This is a genomic window from Dactylosporangium salmoneum (genome assembly GCF_039532525.1).
In the GTDB taxonomy this organism is placed as follows: domain Bacteria; phylum Actinomycetota; class Actinomycetes; order Mycobacteriales; family Micromonosporaceae; genus Dactylosporangium; species Dactylosporangium salmoneum.
In genome coordinates, this window is record NZ_BAAARV010000104.1 from 1 (window position 1) to 23,206 (window position 23,206).

Here is a 23,206-nt window from a genome sequence, read left to right on the forward strand (position 1 = left end):
CCGAACAACGCCGCGGGCAGCTTCCGCCACGAACACCCGGCCTGCACCATGTACGCGATCGCCGCGAGGACAGCCCGGTCATCCGCCCGGCGCTTCCCACCGCCCTGAGGCCGTTTCGCAGCAACCGGAATCAACGGCTGCGCGATCGCCCACAGGTCCTCCGGCGCCCACGTCTGGATCATGTCCTCGACCACATCCGCCACAAAGAGAAGATCATGCCCGAGGCCACAACCTCACCAACTGAGACACCCCCTAATGGATCAAGTACTCACGCCGCAACCGGGCGGGCACGACACCCCATCAGCGATATCTCTGCCGACCACGAGCGGGGGCACGGTCTGACGTAAGGACTCCCAGGTCCCGGCGAAAAGAGTGCTCACCCGCCCGCGGCTACCAGCCGTCGAGTCGTCCAACGACCGACCCAACGACCCCATTAGGCAAAAAGTCCGAAAAGTCGCGGCACGAAGTGCCCGACTTTTCGGATCAAGAGCTAGCCGTGGTCAGGGGCGGGAGGCTCGGCGCAGGAGCTCGGCCATCGGCAGGGTGGCGGCGCCGAACGCGACCGCGTCCGGCCCCAGCTCGCACAGCTCGATCGAGACCTGCCCGAACGGGTGCTCCAGCGCCTGCTCCCGCGCGGCCTCGCGGATCTGCGGCAGCAGCCGGGCGCCCAGGGCCACGCCGGCCCAGCCGCCGAGGACGACCCGCTCCGGGTTGAAGAGGTTGACCAGGTTGCCGATGCCGGCGCCCAGGATGCCGGCGGTCTCGGCCAGGGTCTCGGCGGCGGCGGGGGTGTCGGCGGCGATGAGCGCGGCCACGTCGGCCATCTCGCCGTCGGTCGCCTTCGCCGCGGGGTCGAGCGTCCGGTAGCGCTCCAGGATGCCCTCGGCGCCGACGTAGGCCTCGAGGCACCCGCGGGCGCCGCAGCGGCACTGGCGGCCGCCGTAGACGACGGTGGTGTGGCCCCACTCGCCGGCGCTGCTGCTCGCGCCGCGGTACACGGTGCCGTTGGTGATGACGGCGGCGCCGACGCCCGAGCCGACCAGGACGATGACGGCGTTGCCGGCGCCCCGGCCGGCGCCGAACCACATCTCGGCCTGGCCCTGGGTCTTGGCGCCGTTCTCGACGAACAGCGGGGCGGTGATGCCGCGCTCGCGCAGCAGGGCGTGGAAGGAGACGCCGCGCCAGCCCAGCGTCGGGGCGTAGACGAGCGCCGGGTCGGCCTGCTCGACGGTGCCGGGGACGCCGATGCCGATGCCGATCACGGCGGCCGGGTCGACGCCGGCGAGCACCTCGCTGATGCCGGCCTCGAGCTGGCCGGCGACGGCGGCCGGGTCGGGGCGCGAGGACGGCAGGGGCTCGTCGACGGTGGCCAGGCGGGTCATCGACAGGTCGAACAGCTCGACCTTGACGCCGGTCTCGCCCACGTCGGCGCCGACCAGGCGGCCGAAGTCCGGGTTGACCCGCAGCAGCACCCGCGGGCGGCCACCGTCGGACTCGATCTGGCCGGCCTCGATGATGAGGCCCTCGTGCAGCAGCTCGGCGGTGACGCTGCTCGCGGTCGCGGCGCTCAGGCCGGTGATGCGGCTCAGGTCGTGCCGGCTCAGCGGCCCTCGAAAGAACAGCTCCGACAGCAGCGTCGAGCGGTTCCGCCGGCGCATGTCCCGTGTCGTCGCGCGCTCGACGTCGATGCGCACCACCGCAGTCCCCCCTTGATCCCTCGGTAGCGATCGTGTCACGCGCGCCGATGCGCGTCGACACCGAGGGGTCATCCGCGCCTGCGGGCCCTGCGGGCCACGGCGGCCACCAGGCCGAGCGCCACCACCGTGAACGCCCCGGCCAGCAGCGCTCCCTTGGCCCGGTGGTCCACCACCGCGACGGGCGGCGCCGACGGTGCGGCCGAGGTCTTCGGCACCGGTCTGTCGATGTCGTACCGCAGGATGCTCGCCGGCCCACCCTGGTCCGACACGGTGAGGAAGGCGTTGCCGTCGGGCGTGTAGGCGATGGCCTCGCCCTGCGGCTCGCCGGGCAGCGGGGTGACCCGGGGCGTGCCGGTGGTGATCGCCTTGGCCACGTCGCCGTCGGGCACGTCGAACTCATAGGCGTCGGCGTACGTGCGCAGCGCCGCGTGCCGGCCGTCGGGTGAGACGGCGCCGCCCGTGATGAGGGCGCTGCCGATGAACCCCCACGGGTTGTCGGTCCCGCTGTGCGAGGGCGTGAAGTGCCCGACCAGTGTCAGCGGCGCCCCCTCGGCGTTGTCGGTGGGCAGCGGGGTGTCGAGCCGGTACACCTCCCCGCCGGGGTCCTTGGTGACGATGACGGGCCGGCCCTGCCCGTCGATCAGCAGCGCCTCGGCGTCGCGCGGTGCGCCGTCGGGGTACCGCAGCCGGTGGATCTTCAGGGTTTTGCTCCCCGGCGCCAGGGTCCACAGCGCGATGGTGTCGCGGCGCTTGCCGGAGCCGCCGGACAGCGGGCTGTTGTCGCCGATGTCGGCGATCCACACCGTGCCGTCCCGGTCCACGGCCAGGTCCTCGGGGTCGCGGGCGGTCGTCGGGTAGCCCACGCTGCGCGTCAGCGAGCAGTCCGGGCCGAGGTAGAACAGGCGCATCTTGCGCGGCTCGGGGTTGGAGTCGTTCTCCACCAGGTAGCCGCCGCCCGGCAGCGGGGCCAGCCCGGACGCCTCGACCACGGCCGGGTCGGTGATGCGGCAGAGCTCCTGAGCCGTCGTGGTCTGCGCCGCGGCGGGCCCGGCCCCGACGAACCCGACCGAGCCGACGACGAGGGCGACGACCATCCCGACCCCCGCCGCGCGCATGCGTCAAGTCTCGCAGAGCGCCGCGAGGTCCCCCGGTTCGGGTGACCGTGGGTCAACCGGATGCCTACCGAAGGTGACCAACCCGATGGTGCAACCTCCGTTGCAAGCGCCCGGATAAATGGCATATTTCGGACATGAAGGCATGGGGGATCCTGACCGCGGCACTGACCGGCGCGACGGCACTGGTGTCCTGGTCGTCACCGGCCGGCGCGGACGCCACCGCCGCACCGGTGGTCATCGCGCACTACACCTTCGACAAGGCGAAGGCCGGCGACCCGGTCACCGACGACTCGGGCCACGGCCACACCCTGACCCCGTCGGCGAGCCACGGCGGCAAGGTCAAGCTGCGGTCCCGCGCCAAGGGCCACGCGGCGGCCTTCCCGGCCCGCTGCACCGGCGGCAAGTGCCCGCACGCGGTGCTCCAGTCCCCCGACGCCCCGGAGCTCAACCCGGGCGCGAACCCGATCCGCTACGGCGCCACGGTGAAGCTCGCGAAGGGCCAGACCGGACCGGGCGAGAACATCCTGCAGAAGGGCTACTCGGCCGCGGGCAGCCAGTACAAGCTCCAGGTCGACGGCAAGCCGGGCCGCCCCAGCTGCGTCGTGTCGGACAACGTCGCGGTCGGCATTCACGTAGCCCTGTCGGACGTCTCGATCGCCGACGGCAAGTGGCACACCCTGGAGTGCCGCCGCGCCGGCGCCACCCTCACCCTGCTGGTCGACGGCGCGGTCCACGCCACCACGGCGATCCCCGCCACCCTGTCCATCACCAACACGGTCCCCCTGAGCCTGGGCGGCAAGGGCGACGGCACCGACAACGACCAGTTCCACGGAACCCTGGACGACGTCTGGATCGCGCTGGGCTGACCCGCCCGTCCTAGTGTCGTTCTCGGGTCGTCGAGTAGAGGTGGCTGTCGGGGAACTCCTCGGCGGTCAGCACCGACCCGACGATGATGACCGCGGTGCGCTTGATGCCCGCGGCCTCGACCCGGGACGCGATGTCGGCCAGCGTGCCGCGCAGGATGACCTCGTCGGGGCGGCTGGCGTAGGCGACGACGGCGGCGGGGCAGTCGTCGCCGTACCACGGCAGCAGTTCCTCGACGAGGGCGGCGATGCGCTGGACGGCCAGGTGCAGGACCAGCGTGGAGCGGCTCGCGGACAGGGTGGCCAGCTCCTCCCCCGGCGGCATCGGGGTGGCCCGGGCCGCCGTCCGGGTCAGGATCACCGTCTGGGCGACCCCGGGGACCGTCAGCTCGCGGCCGAGGGCGGCCGCGGCGGCGGCGAACGCGGGGACGCCGGGGACGATCTCGTACGGCACGCCGGCGGCGTTCAGGCGGCGCAGCTGCTCGGCCATGGCGCTGAACACCGACGGGTCGCCGGAGTGCAGCCGGGCCACGTCGAGGCCCTTGGCGTGCGCGTCGAGCAGCTCGGCGAGGATCTGGTCCAGGTCCAGGTTCGCGGTGTCGACGAGCCGGGCGCCGGGCGGGCAGTACTCGAGCAGCTCCACGGGCACGAGGCTGCCCGCGTACAGGCAGACCGGCGACGCGGCGATGCGGTCGCGGCCGCGCACGGTGATGAGGTCCGGGGCGCCCGGGCCGGCGCCGATGAAGTACACGGTCATTTCTCCACCCACCACTGCGTCACGGGCAGCATCGGCCGCCAGCCCAGGAACCCACCGACCGGCGCGGCCCGGTTCACCGCGATCCGGGTCAGCTCGCCGCCGTGCCGGGCGTGCAGCTCGGCGACGAGCCGCTCCGACTCGACGGTGACGGCGTTGACGACGAGCCGGCCGCCCGGGCGCAGCGCGGCCCAGCACCGCTCGAAGACGCCGGGCACGGTGAACCCGCCGCCGATGAAGACGGCGTCGGGCACCTCGAGGCCGTCCAGTGCCCCGGGTGCCGAACCGACCACAATGGACAGCGACGGTACGCCGAACCGCGCCGCATTCGCCGAAACCCGCTCGGCCCGGGCCGGATCGCGCTCGACCGCGACGGCCCGGCAGGAGCGGTGCGCGCGCAGCCACTCGATGCCGATGCTGCCCGAGCCGGCGCCGACGTCCCACAGCAGCTCGCCGGGGCGCGGGCCGAGCGCGGCGAGCGTGACGGCCCGGATCTCGCGCTTGGTGAGCTGGCCGTCGGAGTCGTACGCCGAGTCGGCCAGTCCCGGCACGACCGGCAGCCCGCCCGGGCCGCGGCACTCGACCGCCACGATGTTCAGCGGCCCGGCGGCGGCCGGGTCGTGGTGGACGCGCTCGCCGGCGGAGCCGAGGTCCTCGAGGATCGTGACGGCGCTGTCGCCGAAGCCGGACTCCTCGAGGATGCGCCACACCTGCGCGGGCGTGGCCGCGCCCGCGGACAGCACCAGGACGCGCCGCCCGTCGTGCAGGTACCGGCGCAGCAGCCTGGCGTCGCGGACGACCTCGGTGTCCTCGACCGCCCACCCGAGCCGGGCACAGGCCAGCGACACCGAGGACGGGCGCGGGTCGACGGTGACGTGGGCGGCGCCGAGCAGCCGCACCAGGGTGGTGCCGATGCCGTAGTGCATGGGGTCCCCGCTGGCCAGCACGCAGACCCGCGCGTCGTGGTGCTCGGCGAGCAGGCGCGGCAGCGCGGGCACCAGCGGCGAGGGCCAGGCGATGCGCTCGGCCCGCACGGTCTCGGGCAGCAGGTCGAGCTGGCGCGGGCCACCGAAGACGACGTCGGCGGCGTGCAGCCGGGCCGGGTCGACGCCTCCGTCGGCGCCGATGCCCACGACGACGACCGGGGGCGCGGCGGCCGCGACGGCGACGGTGGCGTTCGGTGACGAGCGCTTGCCGGCCAGCAGCACCGCCGGGCGGCCGGCGGCGAGCAGGGCCGCGGCCTCGGCGACGCTCGGGGTGCCCACCGCGGCCGAAACGCGGGCCGACGGCGACGGGACGGGCACGGCGGCGAGCTCCTCGGCCGGGAACGTCACCACTGCCCAGCCGTGCGCCGCCGCCACCGCCTCGGCCAGCTCCCGGCGCGAGTCCACGGTGGACACGGTGCCGACCGCGTCCAGTGTGGGCAGCGACTCCGCCAGCAGGGCGAGCACCTCGGCCGGGGACGTGCCGGGCCGGGCGCCGAATCCGACCGTCAGGCGCACGAGGCCACCAGGCGGTAGGCGAGCTGGGGCGCGCCGGCCCAGTGCAAATGCAGGTAAGACGCGTGGACGTTGCCGGCGGCGAACCCGTCCCGGCCCTCGCGCCAGGCCCACGCCGGGGTGGCGCCGGCGGGCGGGGTGACGCGGGTGCGGTGGAACTCGTGGCCGGTGACCCTCGTGCCGGCGGGGGCGAGCACGTTGTCGGCGACGGCGACCGCGTCGCGGTAGCCCAGCGTCAGGCTCGGGGTCATCGCCGCCTCGGCGTCCAGCACGCCGCACATCGGGCGGCCGTCCAGGGTGCGGCACAGCCAGAGCAGCCCGGCGCACTCGGCGGCGATCGCGCCCCCGGCCGCGGCCAGGGCGGTCACCTCGGCGCGGAGGCGGGCGTTGGCGGAGAGCTGTTCGGCGTACACCTCGGGGAAGCCACCGCCGACGACGAGCGCGCGGGTGCCGGGCGGGAGGGCCTCGTCGCGCAGCGGGTCCACCGTGGACACCCGGGCGCCGGCCGCGGCGAGCAGCTCGACGGTCTCGGCGTACCCGAACGAGAACGCGGCCCCACCGGCGACGGCGACGACGGGCTCGCCGGGCGTGGGCGGGGCGAGCGACGGCGACCAGGGCGCGGCGGACAGCGGCGGCGCGCTGCGGGCGACGGCGGAGACGGCGTCGAGGTCCACACTGGACGCGACCAGGTCGGCGAGGGCCGTGACGGACGCGGCGGCCTCGGCCGAGCGCTCCACCACGGGCACCAGGCCGAGGTGGCGGGAGGGGGCGGCGACGGCGTCGTGGCGGCGCAGCACGCCGAGGACGGGGGTGCCGACCTCGGCGCAGGCGTCGCGCAGGATCTGCTCGTGGCGGTCGGAGCCGACCCGGTTGAGGATCACGCCGGCGATGCGCACGCCGGGGCCGAAGGAGCGGAACCCGTGCACCAGCGCGGCGACCGAGCGGGCCTGCGCGGTGGCGTCGACGACGAGCAGCACGGGCGCGTCGAGGAGCCGGGCCACGTGGGCGGTGGACCCGTGCTCGCCGGCGCCGGTGCGGCCGTCGTAGAGGCCCATGACGCCCTCGATGACGGCCAGGTCGGCGCCGGCCGCGCCGTGGGCGAACAGCGGCGCGACGAGGTCCTCGCCGACGAGCACCGGGTCGAGGTTGCGGCCCGGGCGGCCGGCGGCGAGCGCGTGGTAGCCGGGGTCGATGTAGTCGGGACCGACCTTGAATGGTGCGACCTTCTCGCCCCGGGCGGCGAACGCGGCGAGCAGCCCGGTGGCGACGGTGGTCTTGCCGTGGCCGGAGGCGGGCGCCGCGATGACGATCCTTGCTACCACTCGATGCCCTGCTGGCCTTTTCGCCCGGCGTCCATCGGATGCTTGACCTTCGTCATGTCGGTGACGAGGTCGGCGAGGTCGACCAGGTCGGGATGGGCGTCGCGGCCCGTGACGACGACGTGCTGGTTGCCGGGACGCTCGCGCAGCGTCTCCACGACGTCGGCGATGTCGACCCAGCCCCACTTGATCGGGTACGTGAACTCGTCGAGGACGTAGAAGCGGTACGCCTCGGCGGCGAGGTCGCGCTTGATCTGCTCCCAGCCCTCGGCGGCCTCGGCGGCGTGGTCGCGCTCGGTGCCGGGCCGCTGGATCCAGGACCAGCCCTCGCCCATCTTGTGCCACACGACGCTGCCGCCCTTGCCGGTCTCGCCGAGCGCGCGCAGGGCCGTCTCCTCGCCGACCTTCCACTTCGGGCTCTTCACGAACTGGAACACGGCGATGGGCCAGCCGGCGCTCCACGCGCGCAGCGCCATGCCGAACGCCGCCGTGGACTTGCCCTTGCCCTGCCCGGTGTGCACGGCCAGCACGTGCTGGCGGCGGCGCTGGCGGGTGGTGAGCCCGTCGTCGGGCACGTTCTCGACTCTTCCCTGCGGCAACTCAGGCTCCCAGGCTCGACAGCGGAATGCAGTCGGCGTCGAGCGCGGCGGCGAGGCGGCGCGCGAGGCCGAGGCGGATCGGGCCGGACTCGCAGTCGACGACGACGGCGGGCACCCCGGCCAGCAGCGGTACCACGCTCAGCGGGTCGGGCCCGCTGGTCGATCGCCCGTCGGTGACCACGACGAGCAGCGGCCGGCGGCGGGCATCGCGGCGCCGCTCGCCGTGCAGGGTCCGGGCGGCCTGGCGCAGACCGGCGGCCAGCGGGGTGCGGCCCCCGGTGCGCAGCTCGGCGAGGCGCAGGACGCCGACCTCGTGGCTGGCGGTGGGCTCCAGGACGAGCGCCGCGTCGTGCTGCCGGAAGCTGATCATCCCGACCTTGTCCCGCCGCTGGTACGCGTCGCGCAGCAACGACAGGATGGCGGTCTTCACCACGCTCATCCGCTGGCGGGCGGCCATGGAGCCGGACGCGTCGACGACGAACAGCACGAGGTTGGCCTCGCGGCCGACCTTGACCGCCTCGCGCACGTCCCTGGCCTCGGCGCGCCGGGCGCCGCGCAGCGCCGCCGCCCGGACCGTGTCCGGGACGTGGAGGCTGGTGAGCTTGCCGCCGAGCGGGGCGCGGCTGCGCACGACCCGCCCGTGCCGGGAGACGGCGGGCGAGCGGCGGCCGGCGTGCGCGCCCGCCTGGCGGTTGGCCCGCCCGGCGATGCTGAGGAGCTTCGGCTTGTACGGCAACCCCGCGAACGCCAGCGCACCGGGCGCCTCGACCCGCTGCCCGGGTTCCCCCTCTCCGCCCTCCGCAGGGTACGAGTCGGACGAATCCGATTTGCCCTGCGCGTCGAATTCGTCCGGAAGATCGGCATTCGGCGAGGGGCTAGGGGGCGGTGGGCCGGGCTGGGAGCCGTCGTCGACGTCTGGCCCGCTCTCCGCGCCGTCGGGGCCTCCGTCGCCGGGGCCGTCGCCGGGGCCGTCCGGACCGCCGCCGCCGTTGTCCGGGCCGGGATCGTCGTCGGGCTCGTCCGGGTTGGCCTCTGCGTTCAGTACCTCTTCCAAACGGTCTTTGTCGGCACCCGGCGGGTCCAGCGGATCCCGGCGGCGGCGGTGCGGCAGGGCGAGCCGCGCCGCGTCGCGCACGTCGTCCTTCGTGACCACGGTCCGGCCGTGCCACGCGGCCAGGGCCACCGCGGTCCGCGCGACGACGATGTCGGCCCGGAGGCCGTCCACGCGGTACGCCAGGCAGATCCGCGCGATCCGATCCAGCTCCCGGTCGGGCAGGGACACCGCGCCGAGGCGGCCCCGGGCTGTGGCGATGCGGGCGGCGAGCTCGGCGTCGGCCTCGACGTAGCGGGCGGCGAACGCGGCCGGGTCGGCCTCGTAGGCCAGCCGGCGGCGGACCACCTCTGCCCGCGGCGGCGCCTCCTGCGGGGCGGCCACCCCGACGACCAGCCCGAAGCGGTCGACCAGCTGAGGGCGGGGCTCGCCCTCCTCGGGGTTCATGGTGCCGACGAGCAGGAACCGGGCGGCGTGCTTGACCGACACGCCGTCGCGCTCCACGTGCGCGCGGCCCATGGCGGCGGCGTCGAGGAGCAGGTCGACGAGGTGGTCGGGCAGCAGGTTGACCTCGTCGACGTAGAGTACGCCCCGGTGGGCGGCGGCCAGCAGGCCCGGCTCGTAGGCCTTCACCCCGTCGCCGAGGGCGCGCTGCAGGTCCAGGGTGCCCACGACCCGGTCCTCGGTGGCGCCGACCGGCAGCTCGACGAGGGCGGAGCGGCGCCGCGCGGCGCCGCCTCCCGGCAGGTGCGGGCCGTCGGGGCACTCGGCGTCGGGCGCGGCCGGGTCGCAGGCGAAGCGGCAGCCGGTGACGACGTCGACCTCGGGCAGCAGCGCGGCCAGCGCCCGCACGACGGTGGACTTGGCGGTGCCCTTCTCGCCGCGCACGAGCACGCCGCCGATGGCCGGCGACACGGCGGTGAGCAGCAGCGCCAGGCGCAGGTCGGCCAGGCCGACGACGGCCGAGAACGGGTACGGCGGGGTCACGGGCACACTTCCCTTCGGCGGGTCCGCGCCCGCGAGGTGGCTGGGACTGCAGGGTTGGCTGCAGCGACAGCGGCCGGAGTCTCCTGACTCCCGGATCGCCGCCGGCCCCCGGCCTTCCGGCCGTGATCCGGCCGTGGCCCGTGCGCTGGGGGACGACTCCCCGGTCACAGTGGCGGGACCGTCCCGGAATCGCACCGGGTTCCTCCGCATACCGCTTCCGGTCATCGTGTCCCACCGGCCCCAGTACCGTCAACGTGACGAGGTGTGACCCTCACGATCCGCCCGCCGCTGCCGATGGGACGGGCATGCGGCGCTGGCCGGACCTGGCCGCCCAGGCGGTGGCCTGCCTCCTGCTGGTGGCGATCGCGCTGATCGCCGCCACTCCCCTGCGCCTGCCGACGCTCGCCCCGGAGACCGCGGTCGCCCCGCCGGGCACCCGGGCGATGTGGCTGTGGGAGCGCGACGACCCGCGGCCCGTGGTGGACTGGGCCACGGCCAACGGGGTGCGGGCGCTGTTCGCCTACTACGACCCCGCGGCCGGCGAGGCCGACCTGGCCCGCCTGCGCGAGCTGCAGCAACTGTGCGACGCGGCCGGGATCGCGCTCGACGCGCTCGGCGGCGAGCCGGACTGGACCACCGACCACGCGACCGCGCTGGCCTGGGCCGAGGGCGCGTCGGCCACGGGCCTGTTCCACGGCCTGCACATGGACGTGGAGCCCTACCTGCTGCCCGCCTGGAACACGGACCAGGCCGCACTGGTACCGCGGTTCCTCACGCTGCTGGACCGGGTCTCCTCGGCCACGGACCTGCCGCTGGAGCTGGACGTGCCGTTCTGGCTGCCCACGGTCGCGGTGCCGAGCGGCGGGGGCAACCTCGCCGACGCGGTGCTGGCCCGCGTCGACGGCGTCACGGTGATGAGCTACCGCAACACCGCCACCGGGGCCAACTCCATGGTCGGGGTGGCCGACGACCTGCTGCGCCGGGCCGGGAAGGTGGCCAAGCCGGTCCGCCTGGGCGCGGAGACGCAGCCGCTGGGCGACTGCGCGTACTGCAGCTTCCACGGCTCCACCGCCACCCAGCTGCACAGGACGCTCGCGGCGGTGGACTCGGCGGCGCAGCGGTACCCGGCGTTCGCGGGAATCGCGGTGCACCAGTACGACACCTGGATAGCGCTCACCGGCTAGCTCAACCACGCGCACGGGCCGCCGATCTGCCCTGGCGACACAAACATCCGGGAAGGACCCCTCCGATGCGCCGCTCTGCCTCCATCGCCCTCGCCGTCGCCGCCGGCGCGGCCGCCATCGTCCCCGCCGCGGCCCCGGCCTCGGCGGCCGTGCAGGACTTCGGCCTCGTCTCCCCGGTCCTGGCCTCGATGCTGCCCGGCCAGACCGGCTGGGTCAGCACCATGTGGGCGTCGGCCGGCGACGTCTGCGACGTCAAGATCACCGCGAGCGCCACCGGCGTGACGGTGAAGTACCCGTCGAACACCGGCACCTACTCGTCGCTGTCCAAGGGCGACGCGCTCGCCACGGGCCGCATGGACTACGCCGCGTTCAACCTCACCCTGCCGCAGAACACCCTGATCGGCGTGGTGCCGCTGACGCTCAACTACTCGTACACCACCAAGAACGCCGGCGCGACGACCTGCACCGGCGTCCAGCACTCCGGCAGCGCCCTCGCCACCATCGCCACCATCTCGCTCACCGGCGACGCCGTCGTGCAGAAGACCACCGCCATCACGGTGCCGAAGGCCACGCCGGTCTGGTCGCAGCTGAACTTCCACGCGCAGGGGACGGTCACCAACGTGCAGGTCACGGTCTCCGGCGGCCCGTCCGGCCTGGTCGTGTCGTACCCGGGCGAGCGCGCCTACAGCTCGCTCAACCAGGGCTCGACCCTGCTGGCCGGCTCCGACGACTACGCCGCCGTGAAGTTCGACGCGACCAACGTGCCGACCGGCGTCTACAAGCTCAAGGTCAAGGTCACGTACGGCAGCACCGTCGACACGAACGACCTGCTGCTGACCGTCTCGTAACGAGCCGGGGATCGGCCGGCCCGTCCGCGGGCCGGCCCCCCAGAGAGGCTGGCAAACCGATGATCCGCTCCCGTGCCCTGCTCGCCGTCGCCGCCCTGGCCCTGACGGCGGGCCTTTTCGCGTGCGGCGGCAAGTCCGGCTCCGACGCCCCGCAGGAGATCAAGGCGCCGGCGCCGGCCACGACCGGCCCGCTGACCGAGGAGCGCCGCGAGACGATCTTCCTCGACGCGACCGCCACCCACCTGTGCGCGATCCAGTCCCGCGTGTACACCGACCCGGGAGCCATGGCCTCGGCGTACGCGTCCCGGCCCATCTACACCGACCTCACCGACGCCCAGGTCGACGCCTTCCAGCAGCGGCTGATCAGCGACCCGTCCTTCGCCGAGCGGCTCACCGCGAAGATGAGGGTGGCCTGCGGTACCGCGGCATCGGCCTCTCCCACCGGCTGATCTCGCGACATCGCCCGTGCGGGTCCGTGTTCGCGTGGCCGTCAGACGGCGGCCGCCGGGGCGTGGTCCAGCATGTCGATGGTGGTGTCGGCCGCCTCGACGACGACCGGGTCGTGGGTGGCGACGAGGGTGACGCAGCCGTGCTCGTGCGTGGTGCGGGCGATGAGCCGGGTGAGGTCGTCGGCGCGGGTGCGGTCGACCGCGGCGGTTGGTTCGTCGACGAGCAGGAGTTCGGGCTGGGCGAGCAGGGCCCGGGCCAGGGCGACGCGTTGGCGTTCGCCGCCGGAGAGCTGGTCGGGGCGATGGTGTAGCCGGTGGTCGAGTCCGACCTCCACGAGCAGTTCGCGGGCCTTGGCCCGCACGGCTCGGGGTTTGCGCCCGGCGATGGAGGCGGCGGCGAGCAGTTGTTCCTCGGTGGTGAGGCCGGTCAGCAGGTTGCCGCTCTGGAACATGTAGCCGATGCGGGTGCGGCGGGCGTGGGCGCGTTGGCCGTCGGTGAGGGTGGCCAGGTCGGTGTCGTTGAGCAGGACCTGCCCCTGGTCCGGGCGCAGCAGGGCGCCGGCGACGGCCAGGAGGGTGGACTTGCCGGAGCCCGAGGGCCCGACGAGGGCGGTGAGGGCGCCCGGCCGGAAGGAGGTGGTCAGTCCGTCGAGGGCGACGGTGCGGGACTCGCCGCGGCCGAGGGTCACGGTGATGTCGTTGAGGTGGAGGGTCATCGCGCGGCTCCCAGCATGGTCATCGGGTCGACGGTGGTGACGCGGCGCAGGGTGAACGCGGAGCCTGCGAGGCCCACCAGGACCACGGCCGCCATGGTCGTGGTGAGGGTCGCGGCGGGCAGGCTGAAGGGCACCTTTTCGCCGACGAGGAGGCCGACGGCGGCGGCGAGTGCGGCTCCGGCGGCGGTGCCGGTGGCGACGACCACAGCGGCCTGGGCGAGGGTGTGGCCGAGGAGGCGGCGCCGGGACGCGCCCATGGCGCGCAGCAGGGCGAGCTCCGGGGTGCGCTGCACGGTCCAGACGGCGAAGAAGGCACCGACGACCAGCGGGGCGATGAGGAAGAGGAAGGTCTCGATGGAGTTCATGGTCAGGCGCTCTCCCGCGTAGCCGGGGGCGGCGGCGAAGGCGTCCTGGATCGCGACGGTCGCGGTGTCGAGGCGGCGGTCAGCGTCGGCCAGTACCTGCCCGCGCAGGTCGGCGGGGACGTTGAGGGCCATCGCGGTGTACTGGTCGGGGAGCCCGGCGGGCGGGGTGAGCGCCCCGGGGGTGGTGAAGCGGACCTGCCGCCAGGTGTCGAGGGTCATGTACGCGACCGCTACGTGCCCGTAGGAGGAGCGACCGGTGGTGCCGGTGACCTTCAGGCGGATGCCGAGCCGGTCGATGGTCAGGGTGTCGCCGATGCGGACCCCGGCGTTCACGAGCTGGCTGGAGACCACGATGCCCTGGGGTGCGGCCGCATCCAGGCGGTGCCCGTCCTCGGCACCGGGGTCGGTGAAGGCTCCGGGCTGGACGCCGAAGGCGGCGAGGTCGACCTCGACGTTGCGGTCGGTGGTACCGCGGGTGATGGCGACTCCCAGCGGCGTAGCCCGGATGCCCTTCTCGCTCGCCCAGCCGGTGACGGCGCGCTGGTCGATCAGGCTCCGGGCGAACTGGTCGGAGTTGGAGCCGGCGGCGAAAGCGATGTGGGTGGCGGGCAGTCTGCGCAGGGCGGAGACGGTGTCGTTGCCGAGGCCGGTAGCGAAACCGGAGACGATACCGACGAGCGCGGCGACAAGGACGACGACGCTGCCCATCAACAGGAAGCGGCCTCTGGCCGCTTTGAGTTCCAGCAAGGCGAGGTACACGGCACTCTCCAAGGGTAGGGACGATGCGTCCCTAAGATAGGGGATGGCGACGCTGCGTCCCTAAGTGGGGTGGGGTCCTAGACTGGCCGGGTGCCCAGGATCCAGGCCGCGTCGGTCGCCGATCACCGCGCCCAGCAGCGCGCCGCCCTGCTCGACGCGGCACACGAACTGCTCGCCGAGGGCGATGCCGCCAACGTGACGTTCGCGGCGGTCGCCCGCCGCACCGGACTGGCCCGCAACAGCGTCTACAAGTACTTCTCCGACCGCCGCGAGCTCCTCACCGAAGTGGTACGGCAGGCCGCGCCGCGCTGGACCGAGCGCATCCACACCGCTCTCGCCGCCGCCGGCGCCGACCCCGAGAAGCGGGTCGCCGCTTACGTCACGGCACAGCTGGAAATGGTGCGCGACGGCGAGCACCGCATCGCCCGCGCCAGCGCCGACACACAGGACAGCGCAGCCCTGCGCGCAGGCGCCGACGCGGCGCACCGCGCCCTGCTCGACCCGCTCATCGACACCCTGCACGACCTCGGCGACGACACCCCACTGCGCACCGCCCGGCTGCTGCAAGGGCTCGTGAACGCCGCGATCACGGCGCTGGAGGCAGGCGACGACTACGCCGCGGTGACCGACCGCGCGGTGCGGCTGGCCGTCGCCGCCCTCGCGGGCCTCACCACCGATCCGCTGCCCCGCTGAGCGCGCCGTCCGGCGCCGCTGGGCCTTGGGCGTCGAGGTCGCGAGTGGCCCGCTACAGCCCGTTCGTCCCGCGCGAAGGAGACCGGCGAGCTCCGCCACCCCGGCCGCGCCGGACAGTCGCCTGCGCGGTCGCACGCTTCGCGGGTGGTACGGGTGTTCCGATGAGCCGGCGGTTGCGCTGGACGATCGGGAGCTTGCTGCCGGATGGCGCCGCGCCGGGCGGGAAGCATCGGCGCGGAAGCGGGCGGGTGCCCCGGCTGCCCCGTGATCGGCCGCGGCACCCGCCCGCCTGCGCGCTGATCGATCATCACGTGCGCGCCTTTCCGCGATCTTGCAATGCGAAACCCGTACCCCGGCCGTACTAGGGTGGGTGCCGGTGGAGACGAGCGTTGATCCCGACGGCGAGTTCGGCGCCCTGATGCGCCGGCATCGCCGGGCCGCCTGCCTCAGCCAGCGCGAACTGGCCGAGCTGGTCGGCGTCAGCGTGGCGGCGATCCGTGATCTCGAGCAAGGGCGCACCCGCCGGCCGCAGCGCCGCTCGGTCGACGCCATGGTCGCCGCGCTCCGGCTGACCGGCGAGAGCGGGGCCGCGTTCCGCCGCGCCGGCGAGCGGGTCCCGCCGGCTCGCCCGGCCGCCCCCGACGCGCCGGTACGGCTGGGCATCCTCGGACCGCTGACCGTGCACCGCGGTCCCGAACCGGTGCCGATCGGTCGTAGCGCCCGGCGCGCCGTGCTCGGCCGGCTCGCGCTGTCGGCGAACACCGCGGTACCGGTGGCGGATCTCGTCGACCTGTTGCGGGACGGAGGGAAGCCGGCGAACGCGGCCAGCGCGCTGTACACGCACCTGTCGCGGCTGCGGTCGGCGCTGCATCCGCCCGGTCGGGCCCGGGCCGCGATCATCCACCGAACGGCCGGCGGGTACCAGCTCGACCTCGCCGACGACCAACTCGACCTCAGCGAGTTCCGCCACGCCGTGCAGGCGGCCGCGTCGACGCCGCCGGAGCGGGCGCTGGACCTGCTGGACTGGGCCGCCGGGCGCTGGCGGGCCGGCCCGCTCGACGACATCCCGCAGCTGCGCGGCCATCCACTCGTCATTACCATCGTCGAGGAGCGGATCGCGATGACGCTGCGGTACGCCGAGCTCGCCCTCACCGCCGGGCAGGCCCACCGGTGCCTGCCCGCGCTGCGGGAGCTCACCGCGGCGAACCCCCTGCACGAGCTGCTCCACGCCCGCCTGATCGCGGTCCTGGCGGCCGCCGGGCGTCAGGCCGACGCGCTGAGCGTCTACGCCCGCATCCGCGAGCGCCTCGTCGACGACCTCGGCGTCGAACCCGGGCCCGACCTGACGGCCGCGCATCGCCGGGTCCTGCGGCAGGAGCCGGCGGTCGCGGCCGCGCCTCGCCCGCCGGCCGCCGGCCCGTCCCGGCCGGCGCCGGCGCAGTTGCCCGCCGACCTGCAGGCGTTCGCCGGCCGGGCCGACGCCGTCGCCGCGCTCGACCGGCTCGCCTCGTCGGCCGTCATCGTCGTCTCCGGTACCGCCGGTGTCGGCAAGACCACGCTCGCCGTGCACTGGGCCCACCGGGTACGGGCGCGGTTCCCGGACGGGCAGCTGTACGTGAACCTGCGCGGCTTCCACACCACCGGCGCGGCGGTGAGCGCAGCCGAGGCGCTGCACGGGTTCCTCACCGCGCTCGGGCTGCCGCCCGGCCGCATCCCGGCGGACACCGAGGCCCGGTCCGCGCTGTACCGCACCCTGCTCACCGGCCGGCGGATGTTCGTGCTGCTGGACAACGCCCGCGACGCCGAGCAGGTCCGCCCGCTGCTGCCGGCCGAGCCCGGCTGCCTGGCGCTGGTCACCAGCCGGAACCGGCTCACCGGACTCGTCGCCGCCGAGGGTGCCCAGCCGGTACCGCTCGACCTGCTCTCGCACGACGATGCCCGGGCGCTGCTGACCCGCCGGCTCGACGCGGCCCGCACCGCGGCCGAGGCCGACGCGCTCGACACGATCGTTGAGCGCTGCGCCCGGCTGCCGCTGGCGCTCGCCGTCGCCGCCGCCCGGGCGGCCACCAGCCCGGGTGTGCCGCTCGCCCGCCTCGCCGCCGACCTCGCCGACCGCCTCGGCGGGTTGAGCAGCGACGAACCCGGGACGGACGTGCGGGCCGTGCTCGACTGCTCGTACCGGCATCTGACACCGGCCGCCGCCCGGCTGTTCCGGCGCCTCGGCCTGCATCCCGGGCCCGACCTCGGCGCGGCCGCCGCAGCCCGGCTTGCCGGGCTGAGCCAGTCGCGGGTCGCGCCGCTGCTGGCCGAGCTCACGGGCGCACACCTGCTCGCCGAGCCCGCCACGGGCCGCTTCGCGATGCACGACCTGCTCCAGGCGTACGCCGCCGAACGCGGCGAGGCGGAGGACACCGGGGCCGTCCGGACCGCGGCCCTCCGCCGGCTCATGGAGCACTACGCGCACACGGCCGCGGCCGCCGTCGGGACCATCCTGCCCGGCGAACCGGACGGCGTACCCACCACCGGCGCCTTCGCCAGCCCGGCCGCCGCGCGGGCCTGGCTCGACCGCGAGCGCGCCAACGCCGTCGCGCTCGCCGGTCACGGCCGGCCCGCCGACACGATCGCCCTGGCCACGGCCATGCACCGGTACCTCGACCTCGGCTACTACACCGAAGCGGTGAACCTGCACACCCGGGCCCACGAGGCCGCCCGGCAGCTGGGCGACCGCGCCGCCGAGGCCGTGGCGCTGAACCACCTCGGCATGGCCTACCGGCGGGTCGGCCGCTTCCGCGACGCCGCCGAACTGCACCGCCAGGCGTTGGAGCTGTGCCGCGCCGCCGGCGACGCCTCGGGCGAGGCACACAGCCTGCACCTGTTCGGGACGGCGGTGTGGCGGCTCGGCGACTACGACCGCGCCCGCGAGTACATCCACGCCTCCCTCGACCGGTTCCGCGCCATCGGCGACCGGCTCGGCGAGGCGACCCAGCTCAACAACATCGGCTACGGCAACCGGCAGTTCGGCGACCTCCGTGCCGCCGCCGACTGCCACCACCAGGCCCTCGTCCTGCTGCGCGACCTCGGCCACCGGCTCGGCGAGTCCTACGCGCTGGACAGCCTGGGCCTGGTCCACCAGCAGGCGGGCGAGTACGAGCAGGCGGTCGACTGTCACGAGCAGGCCCTCGCGATCTGTGCCGACATCGGCTTCCACGCCGGCCAGGCGGCCGCGCTCAACAGCCTCGGCCGCGCACTCGTCGCCCTCGGCCGGGCCGGGACCGCGATCGAACACCACCACCGGGCCCTGGCCCTCTTCCGCGAGATCGGGGAGCGCGGCAACGAGATCGAGACCGTCAACGGGCTGGCCGCCGCGCTGCTCGCCGCCGGCGACCCCGAGGCGGCCCGGAACCGGTACGAGGAGGCCCTGGCGCTCGCCGAACACACCGGCGAGCGCCTCCAGCAGGCCGTCGCGCACGACGGCCTCGCCCACGTGCACGACACCACCGGCGACCCCGCCGGCGCCCGGCGGCAATGGCTGCACGCCCTGACGATCTACACCGACCTCGGCGTGCCCGACGCCGAGCGCATCACCGCCGACCTGCGACGAGCTTCGGAAGCACGCTGAAGCCCGGGGAGGCAGCCTCCCCGGGCTTCGTGGCCCGTTGCGCGGGGTTCAGATGAGCCAGCGGTTGCGCTGGACGATGGCGAGCTTGGCCCAGCGGCGGCCGAGGCCCCAGGTGTGCCCCGCGTAAGCGGCGGCCAGGACGATGAGCACGGCCGCGTAGATGAAGTGGTAGTCGGTCAGCGGGTTGGTCGAACCGCTCGGGGCACCCTTGGCGGTGTGCTGAGCCAGAGGCCACTCAGCCAGCCACATCCCGGCCATGATCAGCGTCCCCGACGCGGCAGCGACCCGCAGACCGATCCCGGCGATGAGAGCCAGGCCGATACCGAGCATGCCGAACATGAACAGCCAGTTGGCGTACCAGGTCCCGGCAATGGCGTGGAAGAAGCCCTGCAGCGGTCCCGCGTCGACCGAGGCGAGGAAACCCTTGGTCGGGTTGCCGCCGTTGATCCAGGCCTTCGCCGACGGGGTCGAGTAGCCCAGCCCGAAGGTCTTGTCGAGGAACGCCCAGAGGAAGACGAACCCGGTGGCGTACCGCAGCACGGCGAGGGCCTTCGCGGCGGTCTTGGTGAGCATGCTGCCCGGGGCTTCGACGCGCTCGAGGTGGTTGGCCTGGTGGATGTGTGCGGTGCTCATTTCGGGCCTCCTGCCCTTCGCTGCTGACACACACATCGTCATCCCCGGCCCGTACCGGGCACCCGTGGCGAAACTCCCCAGTCGAGCAGGACTGAGGTCCCGTCATCACCGGGACCTCAGGCGGCGGGATTTCAGGCGCGGCGGCGCTTTTTGGTGACGACCGGGGCCCGGCGGGCGGCCGCGACCACGATCCAGCCGACCCCCACCACGATCAGGGCCGGGATCAGCCAGTCGGTGAGCACGAACGGCGTGGGCGGGGCGGCCGCCGGCGCGGGAGCGGGCGCCGGGGGCGCCGAACGCACGTCCGAGAACAGCCCCGGCGTCGCCGCGGGCTCCCCGGACAAGGCCTTGGTCAGCGCGTCCGAGGGTCCCGAGGTCGGCGCGGCCCAGCCGGCCGGGGGTGGGGTGAGCGGGCCGGAGTAGGTGAACTTCAGGGTGCCCTTGACCGCCTCGCCGTCGGAGGCGACCGTCTGGTAGGCGACCGCGTACTGGCCCTGCTCCGGCCAGTGTGACACCGCGATCACGGCCGGGTAGCCGGTGTTGAAGGTGCGCGGCTCGAACTTGCCGTTGACCAGGTAGTACTCCTGGACCGGCCGATCGAGGCGCTTGGGCTCGCCGGAGCGCCAGGGACCCTCGACCCGCCGCCCGGACGGGGTGGTCACGGTGAAGAAGGCGTACGACGCCGGGGTCTCGGTGAAGTACAGCGTCAGCTCGCTCTTGGGCTGGCTCACCGTGCTGTCCGCGACCGGGTCCGACATCGCGAGCTGCCCGTGGGCGGCGGCCGGCGAGGCGGGCAGCACCACGGCGGCGAGCACGAGGAGGACCGCGCAGACGCGCACCGGCAGACGCATCGACACATGATGGCGGGTTCCGCAGCGCGCGACAAGCGGCTAAATTCACAGCCCTAACGAACCCCGCCCCCACGGGAGACCTCCAGTGCCGATCGCCCGCCCCGTCCCGTCCCCCGCAGTGGTGCTTGCCCGGGTGGTGTGCTGAGTGGCGCCGGTGGAGGTGCTCGCCCACGGCGTGGGCGGGCGACAGGACCTGCCGCTGACCCCGGCGCAGCTGGCCGTCGGCGCCGGGCTCGCGCTCGTCGTGTCGTTCGTGGTGCTGGGGGTGGCCTGGCGGGAGCCGCGCCTCGACCCCGACGCCGGCCGACCGGTCCCCGCGTGGCTGGCCAGGCTGATCCCGCTGCTCGACTGGCCGCTGCGCATCGCCGGTCTCGTGCTCGCGGTGGTACTGCTGGTGCAGTTCACCCACCCCGACACCGCCGACAACCCGGCCGCCGGCCTGGTCTTCGTGCTCTTCTGGGTCGGGCTCGTGCCGCTGTCGCTGCTGTGCGGTCCGATCTGGCGGCGGATGAACCCGCTGCGCACGATCGTGGCCCTCATCCGCCGCGACGGCGGGCGCCCGGTGCCGGAGGGCCTGGGCTACTGGCCGGCCGCCGCGGGGCTCTTGGCCTTCGCCTGGCTGGAGCTGGTCGCGCCGGACCGGGCCACCCTGCCCGTGCTCGGCGCCTGGCTGGCCGTCTACGCCGCGGCGATGCTGGCCGCCGGCCTGGTGTACGGCACCGCCTGGTTCGACCGGGGCGACGCCTTCGAGGTGCTCAGCGACCTCGTGGGGCGGCTCGCCCCCATCGGCCGCCGGCCCGACGGCACGCTCGTGTGGCGCAACCCCCTCGACGGCATCTCCGGCCCGCGCCCCGCCCCCGGCCTGGTCGCCGTCGTCGCGGTGCTGCTCGGCTCGACGTTCTACGACGCCCTCTCCGGCGCCCTGTTCTGGCTGCGCTTCACGCAGGAGGACGGGCTGCCGGCCCCGGTCACCGGCACGGGCGGCCTGCTCCTGGTGATCGCCGCGGTCGCCGCCGCCTTCCAGGTCGCCACCCGCGCCGCCGGCCGCCGGGGCCGCACCTCGGCCGAGCGCACGCCAGGGGAGCTCGCCCACACGATCGTGCCGATCGCGGTCGGCTACGTCGTGGCGCACTACTGGTCGCTGTTCATCCTGGAGGGCCAGCGCACGGTGGCGCTGCTGTTCGGCAACGGGGACTTCCAGCCGTACTCCGGGATCATCACCCCGCTCGGCGTGGCCAACCTGCAGGTGACGGTGATCGTGCTGGGCCATCTCGTCGGCACGGTCCTGGCCCACGATCGCGCCCTGCGCCTGTTCCCGCGGGCGCGTGCCCTGACCGGCCAGGTTCCCCTGCTGGCGCTGATGGTGGCGTACACCGTTGCGGGGCTGTTCCTGCTCTTCGCGGGCTGACGCATCGCTGGACATGAGAAGACCGGCGGCACGAGGGAGGGGTGCCGCCGGTCTGGCTCATATATATGGATATCGAGAGTGTGTTCTCGAGGTAGGTGGAGCGAGGACCGTTGTTCCGATCCCTTCTGGCTTGCTGAAACCACTATCGATGACGGCACTTGGCGGACACTTGGCGTGCGCTTGCGCCAATGTGTCGCCCGCCCGACACCGCTCCTGCTGGACCTTTTTGCACGAAATGTCGGGCGCTGGCGCGCCACGACATTTCGGACTTATAACCTGACGGGGTATAAATCCGATAAGTCGTGGCGCGCCAGCGCCCGACTTATCGGTTCGAGGCTTTTGACCGATTGGCGAGCTTGTCGGTGCTACGCCCAATTCAGAAGGGGCTCGGCGCCGCACTGCAGGCTGGGCCGTCCGCGCACACGGGGTGGGGCAATCAGCGCACGCCGGGCCAGGCACAGGCAGTCAGCCCACGCCACGCCGCCGATCAGTGCACGCCGGGCCGGGCATCGCCCCACAGCACGCCAGTCAGTCAGCACGCGCGGAGCCGGGCCATTGCCGCACGCCGAGAGCCAGGCCGTCGCCCCACACCCCAGCCAGCCCGTCGCCCCACGCCCCAGCCAGGCCGTCGCCGGGCGGTGGAGCGGGCAGTCGGCACCCGGCGAGCAGGGTGGTCAGCGGACTGCGGCTTCCAGGGCCAGGCGTTCGGCGGCGGCGCCGCGGACCTCCAGGGTCTCGATCGGGTCGTCGCGCAGGTAGGCCAGGCGCCGCTCGAGTTTCTCGTCCAGCGGGACATGCCGGGCCGCCAGCACGCGGACCGACGCCTCGCAGTCCCACAGGCCCTCGGTCAAGGCGCCGGCGCAGGCGGCTGGCTCCAGGGCCAGGCGGGCGCGGAGGTAGGCGGCCCGCTCGTACGAGTGCGGGCTGAACCACAGCGAACGGATCTTCGGCAGGGCCTGGATCGCGGCGTCGCCGCCCACGCGGGCCAGGCCGGTGACGAGGCGGTCGTAGCCGCACATGTCGTCGGGGCGGGTGTCCAGCCATGAGAGGCCCGCCAGCAGGGCGGGGCCGTCGGACTCGTCGCCGTGCTCGGCCAGCACGCACAGGCTCTGCCAGTAGGGGCCCGAGGCGGGGTCGGCGGCGACCCGGCGGGCGGCGGGCAGGGCCTGCACTTCCGGCGAGGACAAGCACTCGCCGGCCTCGTCGAGCAGGGCGCCCAGGCCGCGGACCTCCTCCGGGCCGGTGGCCAGGGCGGCGCGGACCCGCTCGTCGCGGGCCGACCAGTCGGTCCACGGCGCGCCGGGGATCAGCCGGGGCGGGCGGGCGGCGCTGGCCAGGCGGTCGGCGGCGATCGGGAGCAGGTCGTCCCACCAGTTGGCGGGCCAGCTCGGGGCGACGGCGGCCAGGGCTTCTTGCCAGTAGGGGCCCAGTTCGACGTACCGGCGCAGGCTCTCGACGATCCCGTCGGACCCGGCCCGGCCCAAGGCCTCGACCACGCTCAGCACGTGGGAGAACTCGCCGGCCTCGTCGGAGGCGGTGAAGAGGCGGGCCACGATCGGGCCGGTCGGCAGCTCCAGGTCGCGGACCAGCCGGGCCAGGTAGATGCCCCGGTCGTCCAGGGGCAGCCAGCGATGGTCCCGGCGGATGCAGGCGTACACCAGCTCCGGCGCGGCGGGGTCCTGTCTGGCCCGCACGGCACCCCGGCCGAGTCCGCGCTGCAGGGCGCCGGCCCGGGTGCGGGTCGGCAGGTAGTGCCAGTCGTCGTCGAGGCTCATGACGATGCAGTCTCCGTCGTTT

20 protein-coding genes and 1 riboswitch are annotated in these 23,206 nt (G+C 74.4%); of the genes, 7 read left to right on the forward strand and 13 right to left on the reverse strand.

Translation table 11 applies throughout. The features are described 5' to 3' along the window. The 3 genes from ABD352_RS49365 to ABD352_RS49375 all read right to left on the reverse strand — a co-directional run. Positions 1–203: transposase (locus ABD352_RS49365; protein ID WP_344619597.1), on the reverse strand; the 203-nt coding region annotated here is incomplete at its 3' end. Between the two features lie 297 nt (positions 204–500). Beyond that, positions 501–1,697: an ROK family protein gene (locus ABD352_RS49370; RefSeq protein WP_344619598.1), complete on the reverse strand. Its 1,197-nt coding sequence runs from the start codon at positions 1,695–1,697 to the stop codon at positions 501–503. 68 nt (positions 1,698–1,765) lie between these two features. Then, on the reverse strand, positions 1,766–2,812 hold the full coding sequence (locus ABD352_RS49375; protein ID WP_344619599.1) for a hypothetical protein: 1,047 nt from the start codon (positions 2,810–2,812) through the stop codon (positions 1,766–1,768). A 134-nt stretch (positions 2,813–2,946) separates the two neighbouring features. On the opposite strand from ABD352_RS49375, the gene ABD352_RS49380 reads away from it, so the two are divergent. Then, entirely contained in the window at positions 2,947–3,678 is a 732-nt protein-coding gene (locus ABD352_RS49380) for a LamG domain-containing protein (protein WP_344619600.1), read from the forward strand. Between the two features lie 10 nt (positions 3,679–3,688). On the opposite strand, the gene cobM is transcribed toward ABD352_RS49380, so the two are convergent. Genes cobM through ABD352_RS49405 form a run of 5 tightly spaced genes read right to left on the reverse strand, consistent with a single transcriptional unit; the run spans position 3,689 to position 9,884 of the window. Then, positions 3,689–4,432: a precorrin-4 C(11)-methyltransferase gene (cobM, locus tag ABD352_RS49385; RefSeq protein ID WP_344619601.1), complete on the reverse strand. Its 744-nt coding sequence runs from the start codon at positions 4,430–4,432 to the stop codon at positions 3,689–3,691. Beyond that, a complete protein-coding gene (gene cbiE / locus ABD352_RS49390) occupies positions 4,429–5,931 on the reverse strand; it encodes a precorrin-6y C5,15-methyltransferase (decarboxylating) subunit CbiE (RefSeq protein ID WP_344619602.1) in 1,503 nt (500 codons plus the stop codon). The genes cobM and cbiE overlap by 4 nt, the downstream gene beginning before the upstream one ends. Continuing rightward, entirely contained in the window at positions 5,922–7,250 is a 1,329-nt protein-coding gene (locus tag ABD352_RS49395) for a cobyrinic acid a,c-diamide synthase CobB (RefSeq protein WP_344619603.1), read from the reverse strand. Before ABD352_RS49395 ends, cbiE begins: the two co-directional genes overlap by 10 nt. Continuing rightward, entirely contained in the window at positions 7,244–7,846 is a 603-nt protein-coding gene (gene cobO / locus ABD352_RS49400) for a cob(I)yrinic acid a,c-diamide adenosyltransferase (RefSeq protein ID WP_344619604.1), read from the reverse strand. Before cobO ends, ABD352_RS49395 begins: the two co-directional genes overlap by 7 nt. Position 7,847: 1 nt before the next feature. After that, entirely contained in the window at positions 7,848–9,884 is a 2,037-nt protein-coding gene (locus tag ABD352_RS49405) for a VWA domain-containing protein (RefSeq protein WP_344619605.1), read from the reverse strand. A 77-nt stretch (positions 9,885–9,961) separates the two neighbouring features. Continuing rightward, positions 9,962–10,088, reverse strand: a riboswitch (cobalamin riboswitch). 101 nt (positions 10,089–10,189) lie between these two features. Here ABD352_RS49405 and ABD352_RS49410 point away from each other — a divergent pair. From ABD352_RS49410 to ABD352_RS49420, 3 genes are all read left to right on the forward strand, one after another. Beyond that, a complete protein-coding gene (locus ABD352_RS49410) occupies positions 10,190–11,068 on the forward strand; it encodes a hypothetical protein (protein WP_344619606.1) in 879 nt (292 codons plus the stop codon). Positions 11,069–11,133: 65 nt separating this feature from the next. Beyond that, positions 11,134–11,916: a hypothetical protein gene (locus tag ABD352_RS49415; protein ID WP_344619607.1), complete on the forward strand. Its 783-nt coding sequence runs from the start codon at positions 11,134–11,136 to the stop codon at positions 11,914–11,916. A 59-nt stretch (positions 11,917–11,975) separates the two neighbouring features. Continuing rightward, complete coding sequence (locus ABD352_RS49420; RefSeq protein WP_344619608.1) at positions 11,976–12,365, forward strand: hypothetical protein; 390 nt, start codon at positions 11,976–11,978, stop codon at positions 12,363–12,365. Between the two features lie 41 nt (positions 12,366–12,406). On the opposite strand, the gene ABD352_RS49425 is transcribed toward ABD352_RS49420, so the two are convergent. Together ABD352_RS49425 and ABD352_RS49430 are read right to left on the reverse strand one after the other, a co-directional pair. Then, positions 12,407–13,081, reverse strand: a complete 675-nt coding sequence (locus ABD352_RS49425; RefSeq protein WP_344619609.1) for an ABC transporter ATP-binding protein — start codon at positions 13,079–13,081, stop codon at positions 12,407–12,409. Beyond that, positions 13,078–14,217, reverse strand: coding sequence for an ABC transporter permease (locus tag ABD352_RS49430; protein WP_344619610.1), 1,140 nt, complete (start codon positions 14,215–14,217; stop codon positions 13,078–13,080). Before ABD352_RS49430 ends, ABD352_RS49425 begins: the two co-directional genes overlap by 4 nt. 78 nt (positions 14,218–14,295) lie before the next feature. On the opposite strand from ABD352_RS49430, the gene ABD352_RS49435 reads away from it, so the two are divergent. Beyond that, positions 14,296–14,898, forward strand: a complete 603-nt coding sequence (locus ABD352_RS49435) for a TetR/AcrR family transcriptional regulator (protein WP_344619611.1) — start codon at positions 14,296–14,298, stop codon at positions 14,896–14,898. A gap of 376 nt (positions 14,899–15,274) precedes the next feature. Continuing rightward, positions 15,275–18,517, forward strand: a complete 3,243-nt coding sequence (locus tag ABD352_RS49440) for a tetratricopeptide repeat protein (RefSeq protein ID WP_344619612.1) — start codon at positions 15,275–15,277, stop codon at positions 18,515–18,517. 48 nt (positions 18,518–18,565) lie between these two features. Here ABD352_RS49440 and ABD352_RS49445 read toward each other — a convergent pair whose 3' ends face one another. Together ABD352_RS49445 and ABD352_RS49450 are read right to left on the reverse strand one after the other, a co-directional pair. Continuing rightward, the gene (locus tag ABD352_RS49445; protein ID WP_344619613.1) at positions 18,566–19,150 is read right to left on the reverse strand and encodes a hypothetical protein; all 585 of its coding nucleotides are present in this window, start codon (positions 19,148–19,150) and stop codon (positions 18,566–18,568) included. A gap of 131 nt (positions 19,151–19,281) precedes the next feature. Further along, positions 19,282–20,001 carry a copper resistance CopC family protein gene (locus tag ABD352_RS49450; protein ID WP_344619614.1) on the reverse strand — a complete coding sequence of 240 codons (720 nt, stop codon included), beginning with the start codon at positions 19,999–20,001 and terminating at the stop codon, positions 19,282–19,284. Between the two features lie 145 nt (positions 20,002–20,146). Between ABD352_RS49450 and ABD352_RS49455 the strand changes: the two genes are divergently transcribed. Further along, positions 20,147–21,409, forward strand: a complete 1,263-nt coding sequence (locus tag ABD352_RS49455) for a hypothetical protein (RefSeq protein ID WP_344619615.1) — start codon at positions 20,147–20,149, stop codon at positions 21,407–21,409. Positions 21,410–22,083: 674 nt separating this feature from the next. Here the strand turns inward: ABD352_RS49455 and ABD352_RS49460 are convergent. Then, entirely contained in the window at positions 22,084–23,184 is a 1,101-nt protein-coding gene (locus tag ABD352_RS49460) for a hypothetical protein (RefSeq protein ID WP_344619616.1), read from the reverse strand. Between the last annotated feature and the right edge of the window lie 22 nt (positions 23,185–23,206).

What these genes read in the sequence shown, in the direction of transcription:
- ABD352_RS49460 (WP_344619616.1), bottom strand. Translation starts at nt 23,184, where the DNA reads ATGAGCCTCGACGACGACTGGCACTACCTGCCGACCCGCACCCGGGCC.
- ABD352_RS49375 (WP_344619599.1), bottom strand. Translation starts at nt 2,812, where the DNA reads ATGCGCGCGGCGGGGGTCGGGATGGTCGTCGCCCTCGTCGTCGGCTCG.
- ABD352_RS49420 (WP_344619608.1), top strand. Translation starts at nt 11,976, where the DNA reads ATGATCCGCTCCCGTGCCCTGCTCGCCGTCGCCGCCCTGGCCCTGACG.
- ABD352_RS49425 (WP_344619609.1), bottom strand. Translation starts at nt 13,081, where the DNA reads ATGACCCTCCACCTCAACGACATCACCGTGACCCTCGGCCGCGGCGAG.
- ABD352_RS49415 (WP_344619607.1), top strand. Translation starts at nt 11,134, where the DNA reads ATGCGCCGCTCTGCCTCCATCGCCCTCGCCGTCGCCGCCGGCGCGGCC.
- ABD352_RS49410 (WP_344619606.1), top strand. Translation starts at nt 10,190, where the DNA reads ATGCGGCGCTGGCCGGACCTGGCCGCCCAGGCGGTGGCCTGCCTCCTG.
- ABD352_RS49380 (WP_344619600.1), top strand. Translation starts at nt 2,947, where the DNA reads ATGAAGGCATGGGGGATCCTGACCGCGGCACTGACCGGCGCGACGGCA.
- ABD352_RS49445 (WP_344619613.1), bottom strand. Translation starts at nt 19,150, where the DNA reads ATGAGCACCGCACACATCCACCAGGCCAACCACCTCGAGCGCGTCGAA.
- ABD352_RS49450 (WP_344619614.1), bottom strand. Translation starts at nt 20,001, where the DNA reads ATGCGTCTGCCGGTGCGCGTCTGCGCGGTCCTCCTCGTGCTCGCCGCC.
- cobM (WP_344619601.1), bottom strand. Translation starts at nt 4,432, where the DNA reads ATGACCGTGTACTTCATCGGCGCCGGCCCGGGCGCCCCGGACCTCATC.